This is a genomic window from Actinoplanes sp. NPDC049599 (genome assembly GCF_044465625.1).
Lineage (GTDB): Bacteria > Actinomycetota > Actinomycetes > Mycobacteriales > Micromonosporaceae > Actinoplanes.
Genome location: NZ_JBITLX010000008.1, coordinates 131,120 through 147,407, shown reverse-complemented (window position 1 = coordinate 147,407; position 16,288 = coordinate 131,120). Strand labels below are relative to the sequence as shown.

The 16,288-nt window shown below is 71.6% G+C and carries 12 protein-coding genes; 8 read left to right on the top strand and 4 right to left on the bottom strand.

Annotated features, from left to right (window positions below; genetic code table 11):
• The first annotated feature begins 201 nt into the window (after positions 1-201).
• Positions 202-1,638, top strand: a complete 1,437-nt coding sequence (eccD, locus tag ACIBQZ_RS17320) for a type VII secretion integral membrane protein EccD (RefSeq protein WP_396089638.1) — start codon at positions 202-204, stop codon at positions 1,636-1,638.
• 2,092 nt (positions 1,639-3,730) lie between these two features.
• On the opposite strand, the gene ACIBQZ_RS17315 is transcribed toward eccD, so the two are convergent.
• Complete coding sequence (locus ACIBQZ_RS17315) at positions 3,731-4,234, bottom strand: inorganic diphosphatase (protein WP_396089637.1); 504 nt, start codon at positions 4,232-4,234, stop codon at positions 3,731-3,733.
• 152 nt (positions 4,235-4,386) lie between these two features.
• Here ACIBQZ_RS17315 and dacB point away from each other — a divergent pair, with 152 nt between their 5' ends.
• From dacB to ACIBQZ_RS17280, 7 genes are all read left to right on the top strand, one after another.
• Positions 4,387-6,162: a D-alanyl-D-alanine carboxypeptidase/D-alanyl-D-alanine-endopeptidase gene (gene dacB / locus ACIBQZ_RS17310; RefSeq protein ID WP_396089636.1), complete on the top strand. Its 1,776-nt coding sequence runs from the start codon at positions 4,387-4,389 to the stop codon at positions 6,160-6,162.
• 49 nt (positions 6,163-6,211) lie between these two features.
• Positions 6,212-7,270: a zinc-dependent metalloprotease gene (locus ACIBQZ_RS17305; protein ID WP_396089635.1), complete on the top strand. Its 1,059-nt coding sequence runs from the start codon at positions 6,212-6,214 to the stop codon at positions 7,268-7,270.
• A 170-nt stretch (positions 7,271-7,440) separates the two neighbouring features.
• Complete coding sequence (tilS, locus tag ACIBQZ_RS17300; RefSeq protein ID WP_396089817.1) at positions 7,441-8,379, top strand: tRNA lysidine(34) synthetase TilS; 939 nt, start codon at positions 7,441-7,443, stop codon at positions 8,377-8,379.
• 127 nt (positions 8,380-8,506) lie between these two features.
• Positions 8,507-9,082: a hypoxanthine phosphoribosyltransferase gene (gene hpt / locus ACIBQZ_RS17295; RefSeq protein WP_396089634.1), complete on the top strand. Its 576-nt coding sequence runs from the start codon at positions 8,507-8,509 to the stop codon at positions 9,080-9,082.
• Between the two features lie 381 nt (positions 9,083-9,463).
• Positions 9,464-11,482 (top strand): ATP-dependent zinc metalloprotease FtsH, encoded by a 2,019-nt coding sequence (gene ftsH / locus ACIBQZ_RS17290; RefSeq protein WP_396089633.1) that lies wholly within the window; start codon positions 9,464-9,466, stop codon positions 11,480-11,482.
• Positions 11,479-12,150 carry a GTP cyclohydrolase I FolE gene (folE, locus tag ACIBQZ_RS17285; RefSeq protein ID WP_396089816.1) on the top strand — a complete coding sequence of 224 codons (672 nt, stop codon included), beginning with the start codon at positions 11,479-11,481 and terminating at the stop codon, positions 12,148-12,150. Before ftsH ends, folE begins: the two co-directional genes overlap by 4 nt.
• A 5-nt stretch (positions 12,151-12,155) precedes the next feature.
• Entirely contained in the window at positions 12,156-12,557 is a 402-nt protein-coding gene (locus tag ACIBQZ_RS17280) for a RidA family protein (RefSeq protein WP_396089632.1), read from the top strand.
• Between the two features lie 36 nt (positions 12,558-12,593).
• Here ACIBQZ_RS17280 and ACIBQZ_RS17275 read toward each other — a convergent pair whose 3' ends face one another.
• The 3 genes from ACIBQZ_RS17275 to ACIBQZ_RS17265 are packed head-to-tail and all read right to left on the bottom strand — an operon-like array spanning position 12,594 to position 16,101.
• On the bottom strand, positions 12,594-12,854 hold the full coding sequence (locus tag ACIBQZ_RS17275; RefSeq protein ID WP_396089631.1) for a hypothetical protein: 261 nt from the start codon (positions 12,852-12,854) through the stop codon (positions 12,594-12,596).
• Positions 12,855-12,865: 11 nt separating this feature from the next.
• Entirely contained in the window at positions 12,866-13,519 is a 654-nt protein-coding gene (locus tag ACIBQZ_RS17270; protein ID WP_396089630.1) for a hypothetical protein, read from the bottom strand.
• A complete protein-coding gene (locus ACIBQZ_RS17265) occupies positions 13,516-16,101 on the bottom strand; it encodes an FtsK/SpoIIIE domain-containing protein (protein ID WP_396089629.1) in 2,586 nt (861 codons plus the stop codon). The genes ACIBQZ_RS17270 and ACIBQZ_RS17265 overlap by 4 nt, the downstream gene beginning before the upstream one ends.
• Between the last annotated feature and the right edge of the window lie 187 nt (positions 16,102-16,288).

Genomic DNA, 16,288 nt, shown 5'->3' with positions numbered 1-16,288 from the left:
TTTGTGCAATTGATCCACATTGGCGCGTGGTGGCTGCCCCGTCCGCAGCGCCGGCGACCGGTCACCACGCAGGCCTCATGGTAGGTAAAGTCCCCTCAGTTCCGCAGCCTCCCGTCCGACCGCCCCACCCACCACCCTAAAAGTCGACTGAAGACTCACCATGATCGATGGGAATAACGGCATGAAACCGGAGACGCGGTTATGACCGTCGGGCTCGCCCGCGTCACGATCAGCGCGCCGCAGCGCCGCGTCGACGTGGCGCTGCCCGAGCACGTGCCGCTGGCCGAGCTGCTCCCCGAGGTCCTGCGGCACGCCGGCGAAGGGCTGGCCGACGACGGCGAGAAGCACGGCGGCTGGCTGCTGCGCCGCACCGACGGCGTCGCGCTGGCGACCGGGCAGGGCCTGTTCCCGCAGGGTGTACGCGACGGCGAGGTGCTGCACCTGGTGCCGGCCCGGGACAACTGGCCCGAGCTGGAGTACGACGACGTCGTCGAGGCGATCGCCGAGGGCGCCCGGCGCCGCGGGACGGTCTGGTCGCCGGAGTCCACCCGGACGGCCACGCTGGCCGGCTGCGTGGTGCTGCTGGCCGTCGGCCTGCTCGCGGTGCTCGCGGCCGGTCCGGCCTGGGACGGCGCGGCCTTCTTCGCGCTCGGCGTCGGCCTGCTGCTCGCGCTCGCGGGCATCACGGCCTCCCGGGCGTACGGGGACGCGCGCGCCGGCGCGGTGCTCGGCGGCGGGGCGTTGCCGTACGCGTTCGCCGGTGGCGCCGTGCTCATCGCCTCGGGTGACCGGATCGGGGTGTTCGCGCTGCTGCCCTGGCTGGGCGGGCCGGAGCTGCTCACCGGCTCGGTGGCGCTGCTGCTGGTGGCCGCCCTGGGCGCGGTCGGGGTGGCCGCGGCCCTGCGGGTCTTCGCCGCGGGCATCATGGCCGGCCTGTTCGGGGCGCTCACCGCGCTCGTCGCCCTGGTCACCTCGGCGGCCGGCGCCGCGGCCGTCCTGCTGTCCGCCCTGATCTGCGGCATCGGCGTGCTGCCGCTGCTGGCGATCCGGCTGGGCAAGATGCCGACGCCGCCGGTGACGTTGCCGATCGGCAGTGAGGCCGAGCAGAGCTTCACCGGCGCACCGACCCGCAACTCGAGCCTGGACGCGGCCCGCGAACGGCCGGACCGGGCCCGGGTCTTCGCCGCGGTCAGCCGCACCGAGGAACTGCTCACCGGGCTGCTGATCGGGCACGCGCTGCTCTGCGCGGGCGCATTCGTGGTGCTGGCCTCCGCCGGCGACCTGTCCGCGCAGATCCTGATGGGCCTCGCGGTGGCGGCGCTGCTGCTGCGCTGCCGGCTGTTCGTCACCCTGCGCCAGCGGCTCCCGCTGATCACGGCGGGGCTGTTCGGCCTGTTCGCGCTCGGCGTCGACCTGCTCTGGGGCGCGGGCGAGGCAATGCTGCTCGGCGTCGCCGTGACCGTGCTGCTGCTCGCGCTGGCGACCGTGGCGGCCGGGGCGACCTGGACCCGCCGGCCGCCCTCGCCCTACCTCGGCCGCGCCGCCGACCTGCTGGACACCCTGGCGGTGGTCGCGGTCATCCCGGTGGCGTGCGCGGTCATCGGCCTCTACGGCATGGCCAGCACGATCAGCATCTAGCCGAGCCGGCGTAACGACAGGGCCCGCACGGCGGTCCTGTGCGGCCCGGACCGCTGACAGGTCGCGGGGTGACCGGGGTGTCCGGCCTGGAGTGGTGGGCCGGGTGGCGTCCGGTCGGACTCCCGCGCGGTAGGAGGTTGCGGGTGGCGTCCCGATTTCAGGCGCCATGCTCGCATCGTGGTCAGCTGTCCCGCCTCCGGACCTTGGTCCCAATATCCGGGCAAACGGTCCCTCCATCAATCAAGGCAAAAATCGCACTTCGCCCTATAAGGACACTCCTGCTGGGCTCACGCGGCGATCTTGTAGCGGCAAGGCGCGGTCGACTTTCGCCACTCGGTGCCGTCGCGGCCTCAGTGGCAGCTTTCCCGTAGATCTTGGTGAGCTAAAACGTTCCAGCTGAACCACACCGCTACAAGGTCCACCACTCGCGCCCCTTTCCTCGTGAGATGAACCCCTCAACCTCTAAGGGCAAATCCCGCATACCGGACGAACCCGGCAATGAGCTGATCACGGGGGACCGTGATCCAGAAATGGCAAAATTCGGGGGGTCTTCTTCTTGGGTGGTTGGTGGACGTTCCGCAATAGCCCAGCCGAGTGATCCGGCCAACCTGACAAAACGGGAATTCAGTTCCAGAGGTCCCGACAGCGTCCCCACCGCGGGCGCTCGACAACGAGACGTTGAGCAGCCAAGAAGAAGACTCGGGGCTGACCACGGTGCTACAAGATCCACGCCAACGAGGCTCCGGTCGGCGAAACGAGCTGAAGTCACCTGCACCTCAGTGCCGTCGCGGCCTCAGTGGCAGCCTTCCCGCAGATCTTGGTGAGCTAAAACGTTCCAGAGTCTTTTGCATGGCTGGTGTGATGATCGATCGCCATCCCCCGGAGGGGCGACACGCTTCTGCCGCGCCGAAACGGCCGCGCCAAGCATTGCCGGAGGCCTGCCCACCGCCGGACCCGCAGCACTGGCCCACATATTGAGCAGGATTCTCACATCGCAGGAATCCTAGGGGAACAAAGGGCGTAAAAGTCACGAAGCGAGCAGCGAACTGTCGATCTTGTGGACTTAAGGTTCGGAGCTCACCCCACATCAACAAGATCGAAATCTTGCGCGTCGGTGGCGGTCGGCGCGCGGCCCACGTCACTCCGGCGGGCTATTGCCATCGCCCGATACACCAACCACGCAAAAGACTCTCCAGCCGAACCACACCGCTACAAGGTCCACCACTCGCGCCCCTTTCCTCCTGAGATGAACCCCTCAACCTCCAAGGGGCTAATCCCGCATAACGGATGAATCCGGCAACGGGCTGGATCCCGCGGGACCGTGATCCAGAAATGGCAAATTCGGGGGTGCGGAGCTGACCACGGTGCTACAAGATCCATGCCGACGAGGCTCCGGCCAGCGAAACGAGCTGAAGTCACCTGCACCGCGACCGTGCCGCGAACGACCGGCGCGGAAGGCAAGCGTCGTTGTCGGCGGAGCGCGTCGGGCCACGCGGGAGCCCCGGACTCGTGAGGGCCGGGAGGGCGTGGGGCCCGGGAGGGCGTGGGGGCCGTGAGGGCGCGGGGGCCGTGAGGGCGCGGGGGCCGGCAGGCATGGCGGCCCGGAGGCAGGGAGCCCGGAGGCACGGGAGCCGTGGCGGCCGAGGTGCGGCCCGGGAGGGCGTGGGGCCCGTGAGGGCGTGGGGGGGGCCGGCAGGTATGGCGGCCCGGAGGCACGGGAGCCCGGAGGCACGGGAGCCCGGAGACATGGGAGCCCGGAGACATGGGAGCCGTGGCGGCCGAGGCGCGGCCCGGAGGCGTGGCGGCCTGGGGCGTGGCAGCCCACAGGGGCGGGGCGCGCAGGTGCGGCAGGATCTCTGCGCCGGCGAGGTCGTTGCGCCGCGGACGACGGTGAGCAGTCCTCAGTGCCGCCCCAAGCCACCTCGTCGAGGAGTGGGCCGCTACGCGAGATGTCGGCGCCGGCCGTGCTGTCGAGGGCGGACCAGTCATGCGACACCCCGCCCTCCGCGCCCCTGGCGACAGATCAGCCAGCCGGTCGGAAAGGAAACGCGGCGGTCCGGCAAGAGCCCGGCCGCCGCGTTTCGCTGTCAGGTCAGTGCGCCTCGTCGTGGTGCTCGGCGGCCTCCGCGCGCTTGAACGACGCCCGGATCTCCTCCTCGGCCTCGACCCGGCCGGTCCAGGTCGCGCCCTCGACCGACTTGCCCGGCTCGAGGTCCTTGTAGACCGTGAAGAAGTGCTGGATCTCCATCCGGTCGAACTCGCCCAGGTGGTGGATGTCGCGCAGGTGCTCCTGGCGCGGGTCCTCGTAGGGCACGCAGAGGACCTTGTCGTCGCGGCCCTTCTCGTCGGTCATCCGGTACATGCCGATCGCCCGGGCCCGCACGAGGCAGCCGGGGAACGTCGGCTCCTGGATCAGCACCAGGGCGTCCAGCGGGTCGCCGTCCTGCCCCAGAGTGCCCTCGATGAACCCGTAGTCAGCCGGATACTGCGTCGCGGTGAAGAGCGTCCGGTCCAGTCGGATCCGGCCGGTCTTGTGGTCGACCTCGTACTTGTTCCGCTGGCCCTTGGGGATCTCAACCAAAACGTCGAAATCCATCGTTCGCTCCCTTGTTAGCCCCGCAGTCGGACCCGGCCGGGCGCAGCGACGGAGCGGGAGCGTGAACTGGCCCCCCCAGGATCCGCGCGCACCGGTGTGCCGGATGTTTGTAGTCTCCCCTAAGTCTGACGCCACGTACGGAGGAGGGGCTCGTGGGGAGGCAAGATTCACAGAACACTCCTGAGTACGACGGCGTGTCCGGAGGAGAAAGCGGCCCTTCGCCGGTAGGGCGGGCCAGTGTGCCGCCGCCCGGATCGCCGGCGCCGCCGGCTGCGCCACGCCCGGCCGGCACCACGTACGGGCGGGCGTCGGTGCCGCTCAACGGCACCCCGCCAGCGCCCCTGCCTGCCCAGGAGGCCCAGCCGTCGCCGCCCGTCACGCCCCCGGCCGACCCGCCGGGTCAGCCCGGCGGACCCGCACCGGCCGCGCCCACCCCCGCAGCCGGGGTGCCGGCAGCGGCGGAGCCGGGTACGGGTGAGTCGCGGCGTACCGTCGTCTTGTCGGTTCTTGCGGCCCTTGTGCTGGTCGTGGTCGCGGCGGCCGGGATTCTCGTGGTCCGGCCCGGGCCGGTGGCCGGCTGGCTGGCCGCGGAGCCGGCGGCGAGCCCCACGGCCTCCCCGACGCCCGACCCGACGCCGACCCCCGTGCTGGCCGCGGCGGACGCCACCGGCACCGCCCCCACCGCCGCCGGGGTGGCGGCCGCGATCACGCCCCTGCTCAAGGCCGGCCCGCTGGGCCCGAGGGTCAACGTCTCGATCGTCGACGCCGCCACCGGCGAGTCCCTGTTCGACCGGAACGCCGACACCAAGACCACGCCCGCCTCCACCACCAAGCTGCTGACCGCGGCTGCCGTGCTCGCGGCGCGGGGACCGGCGCACCGGCTGACCACCCGCGCGGTGGCCGGCGCGCGGCCCGGCGAGGTTGTGCTGGTCGGCGGCGGCGATCCCACCCTGTCGGTGAACGCCAAGGGCCAGTTCCCCGGCGCGGCCCGGCTGGACAAGCTGGCCGGGCAGGTCAAGAAGGCGCTGGGCGGGCAGCGGCCGACCAGCGTCTTCGTCGACACCTCGCGGTACTCGGGGCCGGAGACCGCGGGCGGCTGGGACGGCGACGTGATCGGCGGCGGCCAGGTGGCCCGGATCCAGTCGCTGATGACCAACGCCGGCCGGATCAAGCCGGTGCACAACGAGTTCGGCGGCGATCCGCGCTTCGTCGACCCGGCGCTCGCGGCCGGCCGGGCCTTCGCCAAGCAGCTGGGCGTGGCGCCGGGGACCGTGCGCAAGGGTTCGGCGCCGGACGCGGCCGGGCCCGAGGCGCCCTCGGCCGCACCCTCGGCGGCGGCAGCGGCGCTCACACCCGGCGCCGAGCTGGGCAAGGTCGAGTCGCCGCCGCTGGTGCACGTGGTCGACTGGATGCTGGAGCAGAGCGACAACGTGCTGGCCGAGACGCTCGCTCGCGAGGTTGCGCTGGCCGCGGGGGCGGAGGCCTCGTTCGCCGGTGCGGCCGAGGCGATGAAGGCCGAGCTCACCGAGCTGGGGCTGCCGGCCGAGCAGGCCAGCCTCTCCGACGCCAGCGGCCTGTCCCGGCGCAACAAGATCAGCCCGAGGCTGCTCACCGACGTGCTGACGCTCGCCGCCAGTGGCACAAAACCCGAGCTGACCGGCCTGTTCGGCGGGCTGCCGGTGGCCGGCTGGTCGGGCACGCTCAAGTCCCGGTTCGTCACGCCGGCCCCGAACCGGGTCGGTCAGGGCCTGGTCCGGGCCAAGACCGGCACGCTGACCGGGGTCAACACGATCTCCGGCCAGCTGATCACCGCGGACGGCCGGCTGCTGGTCTTCGCGATCATGGCCGACGCCACCGGCGACTCGGTGCTGGCCCGTCAGGCGCTCGACCGGATCGCGGCCGAGCTGGTGACCTGCGGCTGCCCGTAGGGGTTTTCTCCGGGCCGGTGGCTGGTCGGACGCGGGTACGGTGGTGGGCATGGCGCAGTTCGTTGACTGGGATCTGGCCGCCGCCACCGCGGGCGCGCTGTCGAAATCCGGACCCGCGGTGTCCTACGAGGAAGCCACTCAGGTGGTGGCGCAGCTGCGTGATCTGACCGAAGAGGCCGCGGGACACGTCGCGGCCTACACCGGGCTGACCGCCCAGGTCGAGGTCGCGCCGGTGCGCGTCGTCGACCGCAAGGACTGGGCGGCGGTCAACATCGCCGGCCTCAAGGAAGTGATCATCCCGCTGGTCACCCGGCTCTCCGGTGACAAGCAGCCGGGTGCGGTCGCGGACGCGATCGGCTCCCGGGTCACCGGCGTGCAGGCCGGCACGGTGCTGGCCTACCTGTCCGGCCGGGTCCTCGGCCAGTACGAGGTGTTCTCCGCCGAGCCGGGCCAGCTGCTGCTCAACGCGCCGAACATCGTCGAGGTCGAGCGCAAGATCGGCGCCGACCCGCGGGACTTCCGGCTCTGGGTCTGCCTGCACGAGGTCACCCACCGCACCCAGTTCACGGCCGTGCCGTGGATGCGCGGCTACTTCCTCGGCGAGGTGCAGGCCTTCGTCGATGCCTCGCAGAGCGGCGAGCACATCCTCGAGCGGATGCGCCGGGGGGTGGCCACGCTCGCCGACGCGCTGCGCGACCCGGAGAGCCGGTCCTCGGTCATCGACATCGTCCAGACCCCCGCGCAGAAGGCGGTCCTGGACCGGCTGACCGCGCTGATGACGCTGCTGGAGGGGCACGCCGAGTTCGTCATGGACGGCGTCGGCCCCGAGGTCATCCCGTCGGTGGAGTCGATCCGGGCCAAGTTCAACCAGCGCCGGGCGAGCGGCAACCCGCTGGAGAAGGCGCTGCGCCGGCTGCTCGGCATCGAGGTCAAGATGCGGCAGTATGCGGAGGGCCACAAGTTCGTGCACGGGGTGGTCGAGCGGGTCGGCATGGCAGGCTTCAACAAGATCTTCAGCTCCCCGCTGACCCTGCCCCGGCTGGACGAGCTGGGCGACCCGGACGCGTGGGTGGCCCGGGTGCACGGCCCGGTCGGCCTGGCCTCGTAGCGGAGCCACAGGTGGCCCGGATCGCGCCGCCGGTCGCGGCCATCAGAAACGCGGTCCGCTCCGCCCTGCGACAGATCTCCTCGGCCGGGCCGGGCTCATCGGCCGGGTCCGGCTCTGCGCTCGGGCCGGGTTCCGTGGACGGGCCGGGTTCCGTGCGCGGGCCGGGTTCCGTGCGCGGGCCGGGCGGGCCGGGGGCCCCCGCCGCTGGTCGGTTGGTGCTGGTTGCCTGCTCGGGTGGGGCTGATTCGCTCGCTCTTGCCGCAGCCACCGCCTTTGTCGCGCCGCGGCTGGGCGTCCGCGCCGGGCTCGTCACCGTCGACCACGGTTTGCAGGACGGCTCGGCCGCCCGGGCCGCCGCCGTGGCCGAGTGGGGCCGGTCCGTCGGGCTCGAACCGGTAGAGGTCGCCACCGTGGACGTCACCGGCCGGCCGGGTGGTCCCGAGGCGGCCGCCCGGGACGCCCGCTACCAGGCAATTTCCTCGGCCGCGGAGCGAAACGGCGCCACCGCCGTGCTGCTCGGGCACACCCGGGACGACCAGGCCGAGACCGTGCTGCTGGCGCTGGCCCGCGGTGCCGGGCCGCGCGGGCTGTCCGGGATGCCGTACCGGCGGGGTCTGCTGGTGCGGCCGCTGCTGGACGTCTCGCGGGAGGACACCCGCAAGGCCTGCGCCGCCCTCGGCCTCGCGGCCTGGGCGGACCCGCACAACACCGACCCCGCGTACGCCCGCGCCCGGGTCCGGGCCGACGTCCTGCCGGCGCTGATCGCCGCGCTCGGGCCCGGGGTGGTCGCGAACCTGGCCCGGACCGCCGCGCTGACCGCCGCCGATGCCGCCTTCCTCGACCGGGTGGCCGCCGAGGCGCTCGCCGGCAGCCGCACCCCGGGCGGGCTCTGCGTGCGGACGCTGGCCGGGCTGGCGCCGGCGATCCGGAGCCGGGTGCTGCACGCCTGGGCCCGCGAGCTGGGCGCGCCCGGCGCCGCGCTGTCGCACCGGCACGTCGTCGCGCTGGACGCCCTGGTCACCGACTGGCACGGCCAGGGCCCGGCGGCGCTGCCCGGCGGCGTTGTCGTGGGGCGCCGAGCGGGTGACCTGGTGCCGGGAGACTTGTGACAGTTGTCACTGTCTGTGGTTCTGATCGGGGCGGCTCGGGCTGATTCGTCCCTTAACCTGCGCTTGGCCAGGCACGTACCGCTGCCCCCGGCCACGGCCGGCAACGTTCATGCGGCACGCTAGGCGCATGGCAGACGGCTCCTGGTACGACGCCGACATCGACCGCGTGATCATCTCCGAGGAGCAGATCCGCGAGAAGACCGAAGAGCTGGCCAAACAGGTCGCCGCGGACTACGCGGACGCCGAGGACGGCATCCTGCTGGTCTGCGTGCTCAAGGGCGCGGTCATGTTCATGGCGGATTTCGCCCGCGCGCTGGGCCGGCAGGGCCCCTCCTCCGAGATGGAGTTCATGGCCGTCTCGTCCTACGGCTCCGGCACCGCCTCCTCCGGGGTGGTGCGCATCCTCAAGGACCTGGACCGTGACATCACCGGCCGGCACGTGGTGATCGTCGAGGACATCGTCGACTCCGGCCTGACCCTGTCCTGGCTGATGAAGTACCTGCAGTCCCGGCAGCCGGCGAGCGTCGAGGTGGTGGCGCTGTTCCGCAAGCCCGACGCGATCAAGGTGCCGGTGCCGACCAAGTACGTGGGCTTCGACATCCCCAGCGAGTTCGTGGTCGGCTACGGGCTCGATTTCGCGGAGCGTTACCGCGAGGTGCCGTACGTCGGAGTGCTCAAGCCCGAGGTGTACGCCCGTAGCTGAACGACTCCCAGCCGACTCCCAGGAATCGGATGCCTGATGCAGAACCGGGCTGTATTGTCCGGTTCTGCCCCGTTTTACCAAGGGCACTGACGTGAACGCGTAGTGACCGCAGGGGTCCCGGGGGCCGGGCTGGACCAGTCGTAAGAGGCGGCCACGGTGTACGGTCGAGTGACCGATGGCGCAGTGTGACGAGCGCCGGAGGGGTCGGATCGGTAGCGGTCGCACCGGTGGGGGTTTGCCGGAGCGTCGTCAGGTTACCGATGCGGCAGATCTTCATCGCGGGGAAACCCTCACGGGCGCCGCCGCGGGCGAAGATTGTCAACCCAGGTGACCAGGACGCCGATCAGGAGGGTCCGGGCGCATCAGGCGCCCGACAACAGTATGGAACGTACGCGTTTCTTCCGCCGCCCGGTGGTCTGGATCATTCTGGTGATCATCGGTGCGATTGCGCTGAGCTCATTCTTCACCAGTGGTCCGAGCTACCAGCGAGTTGATACTTCGGTCGTCCTCGAGCGACTCAACCAGCCCGGCATCAAGAAGGTCATCCAGGAGGACAAGGAGCAGACGCTCCAGCTCGAACTGGCGACACCGGAACGGTTCGACGGCAAGACCACGGACAAGATCGAGACCCAGTATCCGTACGAACTCACGGATGAGGTCTGGGCCGACGTCCAGGAGGCGAAGGCCGCGGGCCGGATCACCGGCACGGTCAACGCCACGGTCTCCGGCGACAACATCCTGTTGAGCCTGTTGGTCAACCTGCTGCCGATCGCGATCCTCGTCATCCTGCTGCTGCTGTTCATGTCGCAGATGCAGGGCGGCGGCTCCCGCGTGCTCAACTTCGGCAAGTCCAAGGCCAAGATGCTGACCAAGGACATGCCCAAGACGACGTTCGCCGACGTGGCGGGCGCCGACGAGGCCGTCGAGGAGCTCCAGGAGATCAAGGACTTCCTGCAGAACCCGGCGAAATACCAGGCGCTGGGTGCCAAGATCCCCAAGGGCGTGCTGCTCTTCGGCCAGCCCGGCACGGGCAAGACGCTGCTGGCGCGGGCCGTCGCGGGTGAAGCCGGGGTGCCGTTCTACTCGATCTCCGGCTCCGACTTCGTCGAGATGTTCGTCGGTGTCGGCGCGAGCCGGGTCCGCGACCTCTTCGAGCAGGCCAAGACCAACGCGCCGGCGATCGTCTTCGTCGACGAGATCGACGCGGTCGGCCGGCACCGCGGCGCCGGCATGGGCGGCGGTCACGACGAGCGTGAGCAGACGCTCAACCAGCTGCTTGTCGAGATGGACGGCTTCGACACCAAGGGTGGCGTCATCCTCATCGCCGCCACCAACCGGCCGGACATCCTCGACCCGGCGCTGCTGCGCCCGGGGCGCTTCGACCGGCAGATCCCGGTGGACAACCCGGACATGGAGGGTCGCAAGGCCATCCTGCGGGTGCACGCCAAGGGCAAGCCGTTCACGCCCGACGTCGACCTCGACTCGGTGGCCCGCCGCACGCCCGGCTTCTCGGGCGCCGACCTGGCCAACGTGATCAACGAGGCCGCGCTGCTGACCGCCCGTAACGAGAAGCGCGCGATCTCGAACTTCTTCCTCGAGGAAGCGATCGACCGGGTCATCGCCGGCCCGGAGCGGCGCTCCCGCGCGATGAGCGACAACGAGAAGAAGATCACCGCGTACCACGAGGGCGGGCACGCGCTGGTGGCGTACGCGCTGCCGCACTCCGCGCCGGTGCACAAGGTGACGATCCTGCCGCGTGGCCGTTCGCTGGGGCACACCCTGGTCCTGCCGACCGAGGACAAGTACACCCAGACCCGGGCCGAGATGATCGACACCCTGGCGTACGCGCTGGGTGGCCGCGCCGCGGAGGAACTCGTCTTCCACGAGCCCACCACCGGGGCCGGCAACGACATCGAGAAGGCCTCCGGCCTGGCCCGCGCCATGGTGACCCAGTACGGCATGAGCTCCAAGCTCGGCGCCGTCAAGTACGGCACCAGCGGCGACGAGCCGTTCATGGGCCGCAACATGGGTCACGAGAAGGACTACTCGGACTCGGTCGCCGCCGACATCGACTCCGAGGTCCGGGCCCTGATCGAGCTGGCCCACGACGAGGCCTGGGAGATCCTGGTCGAATACCGCGACGTGCTGGACAACATGGTCCTCGAGCTCATCGAGAAGGAGACCATCACCCAGGACGACATGAACCGGATCTGCGAGCGGGTGCAGAAGCGGCCGCCGATGGCCCCGTTCAACGGCTTCGGCAAGCGGCTCCCGTCCGAGGCGCCGCCGGTCCTCACCCCCGCCGAGCGCGACAAGCTCAAGGCACAGGCTGAGGCTGACGGTCAGATCGCGGTGGGTGGCAGCAGTTCCTCGAACGGCTCGGTGGAAGGCAACCTCTGATCACCGACGGCAGCTCGACGGAGCCGAACGACTCCGATGAGCCTGACTACCTCGCCGCGCGTCTGGTCGACGGCAAGCTCACCGGCACACCGGTCGAGCAGGCCGTCGACCTGGCCCGCATCGAGAAAGCGGTCCGGGAGATCCTCATCGCCATCGGTGAGGACCCGGACCGCGACGGTCTGGTGCGCACGCCCGCCCGGGTCGCGCGCGCGTACGCGGAGCTCTTCGCCGGCCTGCGGGTCGACCCCGCCAAGGTGCTCACCACGACCTTCGAGGCGAACCACGAGGAGCTCGTGCTCGTCCGCGACATCGAGCTGATGAGCCTCTGCGAGCACCACCTGCTGCCGTTCAAGGGTGTCGCCCACATCGGCTACATCCCGGGCGTCGACGGCCGGATCACCGGCCTGTCCAAGCTCGCCCGGCTCGTGGAGGTCTTCGCCCGGCGCCCGCAGGTGCAGGAGCGGCTGACCTCGCAGATCGCCGACCTGCTGATGGAGAAGCTCACCCCGCGTGGCGTCATCGTGGTGCTGGAGTGCGAGCACATGTGCATGGAGATGCGCGGCATCCGCAAGGTCGGCGCCCGCACGGTCACCTCGGCCGTCCGCGGCGCGTTCCAGAGCGACGGCAAGGTCCGCGCCGAGGCGATGGCGCTGATAAACGCGAGGTGAACTCCATGCTCGAACGGCTCAACCCCGCCGGTGTGCACGAACCGCCCGGCTACAGTCACGTCACCATCTCCCCGGCCGGCCGCCTGGCCCACCTGGCCGGTCAGTGCCCGCTCGACGCCTCCGGCACGGTGGTCGGCACGGACGACTACGACGCGCAGACCGACCAGGTGATCGCCAACTGCCTCGCCGTGCTGGCCGCGGCCGGCGCCAAGCCCGCGGACGTGGTCCGCTCGGTGATCTACGTGGTCAGCGCGGACTCCGCCGTACTCGCGGGGGTGTGGAGCCGGCTGCTGGACTCGGAGCTGGCACCCGCCTTCAGCACGGCCAGCACGCTGCTGGGAGTGACCGTGCTCGGCTTCACCGGCCAGCTGGTCGAGGTTGACCTCACCGCGGCGCTGCCGGGCTGACGCCGGCCGGCACCGCGGCTTCACCCGCGTGACCGCTCAGACGATCATGCGGTAGGCGTCGGCGCTGTCCATCGCGGCCCGAGCCAGCGTCTGCGCCTCGTCGAGCCGGGTCCGGGCCTGCTCCAGCTGCGCGATCGCCGACGCCACCGACGGATGGAACGAGCCGATCGCCGTCATCCGCAGCAGCGCCAGCGCGTCCTCCAGCTGGTCCGTGACCTGCTGGATGCCGGCCACCGCCCGCTGCGTGCCGTCCACGGACGCGGCGACGTTCGCCTTGACCTCTTCGACGCTGGCCATGTCAGCACCTCTCACCGGATGAACGCGAGCAAACCGACACCCATGCAGGTCAGCAGCACCGGGGTCAGGCAGGCGATGGCGCCGACGATCGGCGTCCGGTCCACCTTCGCCGGTCCGCCGCCGTAGACGAAGCCGATCGTCAGCCAGCCCAGCCCGAACGCCAGCAGCGGCATGCTGAGCCCGCACAGCAGCGCGTACGTGGGCAGGGAACCGGACGGGGCAATCAGGTACAGCACGATCTGGACGATCAGCACGGCCGCGGCGAACGGCCCGTACACCAGCAGGTTGCGGGCCCACGGCCGCCACGGCGCCGCTGGTCCGGGGCCGATCATGGCGGCGTCGGCGGCGTCCGCCGTACCCCTGGCCATCCGCAGCGCCGCGAGGATCGCCTCCGGGCCGGTCGCGACGGTCTGCGCCGCCATCGCCCGGTCGGCGGGCTGCGCGGTCAGCGCGGCCACCGGCACGCCCAGGTCCTGCACCAGCCGGGCCCGCTGGGGCGCCAGCCGGGCCCGCACCGACGCCAGCTCCTGCTGCGCGGCCTGCACGGCCGCCGCCTGCTCCCCGGCGGCCGAACTCGCGGCCCGGCGGACCGCGTCGAGCCGCTGCGCAGCCGCCACGTAGGCAGCCCACGGCCCGAGGTCCTGGCCCTCGGTGTGCTCGGTCATAACGCGTCGCTCTCGGGTTCGACGAACGGCACGATCGTCACCGTGCGGTCGGCGTGCCGGTCGTGCATCAGGGCCCGGTTCTCCCGCGGCTGCCAGTCCAGCGACTTGCCCAGCATCATGCAGACGTCCTGCTGCGGCACGTTCAGGAAGACCAGGCCGGCGACGTCCTCCCGGCCCGCGCTGCCGCCGGTCTCCTCGCTGAACCGGCGCAGCCCGCGCCACCACGACAACAGGTGCACGCCCCGGCCGGGTCCCTCGCGCAGCACCCGCCGCAGCGACGGCAGCGTGCCCGGGCTCATCGCGTCCATCCCGAACACCACCCGGTAGGCGGGCCGGTCCAGATCCAGCTCCGCCGACAGGCCGGCCGCGTCCACCACGACAACCTCCTGGCGGTGACCGATCTCGGCGGCGAGGGCCTTGGCGATCTCGTCGCCCTCGGCGACCAGCGAGCAGATGACAAACCTTGTGGTACGCGGTGAGTGGAACGCCGCCACGCTGCGGGCCGCAGCCTCCAGCACCTCGGCGCCGTCCGGCCGCGAGCCGAAGACAGCCAGATGCCGCCCCGGTGAGGAGTCCAGCGGGAACGCGGCGGTGGACAGGTTCACGTCGATGACCCGGCCGAGCAGCGCCGCCGGGCGCCCACCCCGGCCGGCCAGCGCGGACCGGTAGGTGGGGTCGTCGGCGAGGTGCTGGCGGGCGTACCCGGCGAAGATGCGCGGCGGGGTGGCCTCCGGGTCGCGGGCGCCCCACAGCTTGTGCCGCAGGTCGCTGAGCACCGCGCGGTCGGCGTGCGGGTCGGGGAAGCGGACGATGCGCTCGTGGCCGCGGGTGGCGCCCCGCGGCCCGCCCAGGCCGCCGGCCGTGTTGACGACCGCGGTGCCCAGCGGCAGGCCGGCCGCCGAGTCGTTGGTGGGCTCCAGGACGTCCCCGCCGCCCGGCAACGCGATCCGCACCGGGAACTGGCCGAAGATCGAGTCCCGCTTGGCGTACAGGGCCTCGACGCCGAGCACGGTCTGGCTGGCCAGGATCAGGTGGATGCCGTACGAGCGACCCTTGCGGGCCAGCGACTCCAGCAGCTGCACCGCCTCGCCGGCCATCGGGTCGTTGCCGGCCAGCAGCACCTGGAACTCGTCGATGACACAGAGGATCCGTGGCATCGGCCGGCCCCGGCCCTCGTCGGCGGCGACCGCGCGCAGGTCCGCGAACCGGGTCACCCCGGCGCGCTTGTACGCGACCGAGCGGCGGGTCATCTCGGCGTCGAGCTCACGCAGCACTGCCAGCCCGTACTCCCGGTCGGACTCGACGCCGACGGCGCGCGCGTGCGGCAGCCAGGTCCGGTCCCGCTGGGTCGGCACGAACTCGGCGAACGACACGCCCTCCTTGAAGTCGAGCAGGTAGAGGTTGAGCTCGTCGGGGCCGTACCGGGTGCCGAGCCCGTACAGGACGTTGATGAGGAAGGCGGTCTTGCCGGCGCCGGACCGCCCGCCGACCATCCAGTGTGGGGTCAGGTCGTTGAACCGCAGCACCAGCGGGATGTCACCGTCGTGACCGACCGTGGTGCCCAGCCCGTCGGCGGCGTCCCCGGACCAGATCTCCTCCGCCGGGTCCGGCAGCAGGTCGGCAAGCGTCACCTGGGACGCCGCGGCCGAGTGCGCGGCCAACTCCCGGCACACCGAGTCGACCAGGTGCGGCGGCGGGTCGTCGTCGAGGAAAACGGGGGCGTTCAGCCACTTCGCCTCCGGGATGGACCCGAAGGTCACCCCGGGCGGGTCGCCGATCACCGCGTACGGGTTGCGCACGGAGATCTGCGTGGTGCGCGGCAGCGGCGCCTGGGTGGTCTCGGGGGTCAACGGCGGCGGCGGCCAGCCGGCCACGATCAGGTGCAACCCCGACTCGGGCCCCTGCTGCGCCAGCGCGGCGATCCGCACCAGATCGGCGCCCTCGGTCAGCTCCGGCAGACTGGCGATGACCAGCAACATCATCCGATCACGCCGCCCCCGCCGAACCGCACCACCCCGAACGGGCCGCAGCCACTTCTCGGCCTCGGTGAGCACATCACGCAACTGCGCCCGATCCGTGGCGGTCGGCGACAGCAGGCCGGCATCGGCCAACGCCGCAAAAGGGGAGAAGACGGTGCCGCCGCCGATCCCGTCCACGGCACGCACCAGCAACGACCCGGCGGGCGCGGCCGCCAGCAGCCGCAGCAGCAGACACCGCAGCAGCCCGGCCACCCGCGGATCGCGCGCATCGGCGTCAACGGTCAGATGCCCGGTGCCGAGCAACGGAATCACGGCGGGAAAGCGCGCGTCATCAAGCGGCTGCGCCATCCCGAGCCGCACAAACTGCGGAGGATACGTGCCACCGAGCGGCGTGTTGGCCGACTGGGCATCAAGCGGCGCGCCAAGCCAGCCTGGCGCCAGCTCACCGGCGGCGGCCCGCAACTCCTCGGCAAGATGATGCTGCTCGAGCGGGTCGATGGCGGACGGCCCCTGCGACTCCAGCGCCGCGGCGGCCGCCTCAACGGTGGCCTCCGCCTGACGGTGCAGGGCAGCGGCCTGATCGATGCGCCGCGTCGACTCCACCGCCTCACCTCCGTGTGTGCGCTCAAACCGTACCTTGCACCGGCCGCGGAACGACGTTGCGCAGCCGATGCTCAATCTTCCCAGTACGGGCACAGCGCCCCACCCGGCGGGCTGCCCACCGCCGGTCCACAGCAGAACGCACTAATCTGCTAGGGGTGCAGCCCTCGAACCCTGTCCCGCCACCCGC

Bases quoted from the DNA above. Each gene is read 5' to 3' on its own strand.
- eccD (WP_396089638.1), top strand. From the start codon at position 202: ATGACCGTCGGGCTCGCCCGCGTCACGATCAGCGCGCCGCAGCGCCGC.
- ACIBQZ_RS17315 (WP_396089637.1), bottom strand. From the start codon at position 4,234: ATGGATTTCGACGTTTTGGTTGAGATCCCCAAGGGCCAGCGGAACAAG.
- ACIBQZ_RS17305 (WP_396089635.1), top strand. From the start codon at position 6,212: ATGGCGCAGTTCGTTGACTGGGATCTGGCCGCCGCCACCGCGGGCGCG.
- hpt (WP_396089634.1), top strand. From the start codon at position 8,507: ATGGCAGACGGCTCCTGGTACGACGCCGACATCGACCGCGTGATCATC.
- ftsH (WP_396089633.1), top strand. From the start codon at position 9,464: ATGGAACGTACGCGTTTCTTCCGCCGCCCGGTGGTCTGGATCATTCTG.
- ACIBQZ_RS17280 (WP_396089632.1), top strand. From the start codon at position 12,156: ATGCTCGAACGGCTCAACCCCGCCGGTGTGCACGAACCGCCCGGCTAC.
- ACIBQZ_RS17275 (WP_396089631.1), bottom strand. From the start codon at position 12,854: ATGGCCAGCGTCGAAGAGGTCAAGGCGAACGTCGCCGCGTCCGTGGAC.
- ACIBQZ_RS17270 (WP_396089630.1), bottom strand. From the start codon at position 13,519: ATGACCGAGCACACCGAGGGCCAGGACCTCGGGCCGTGGGCTGCCTAC.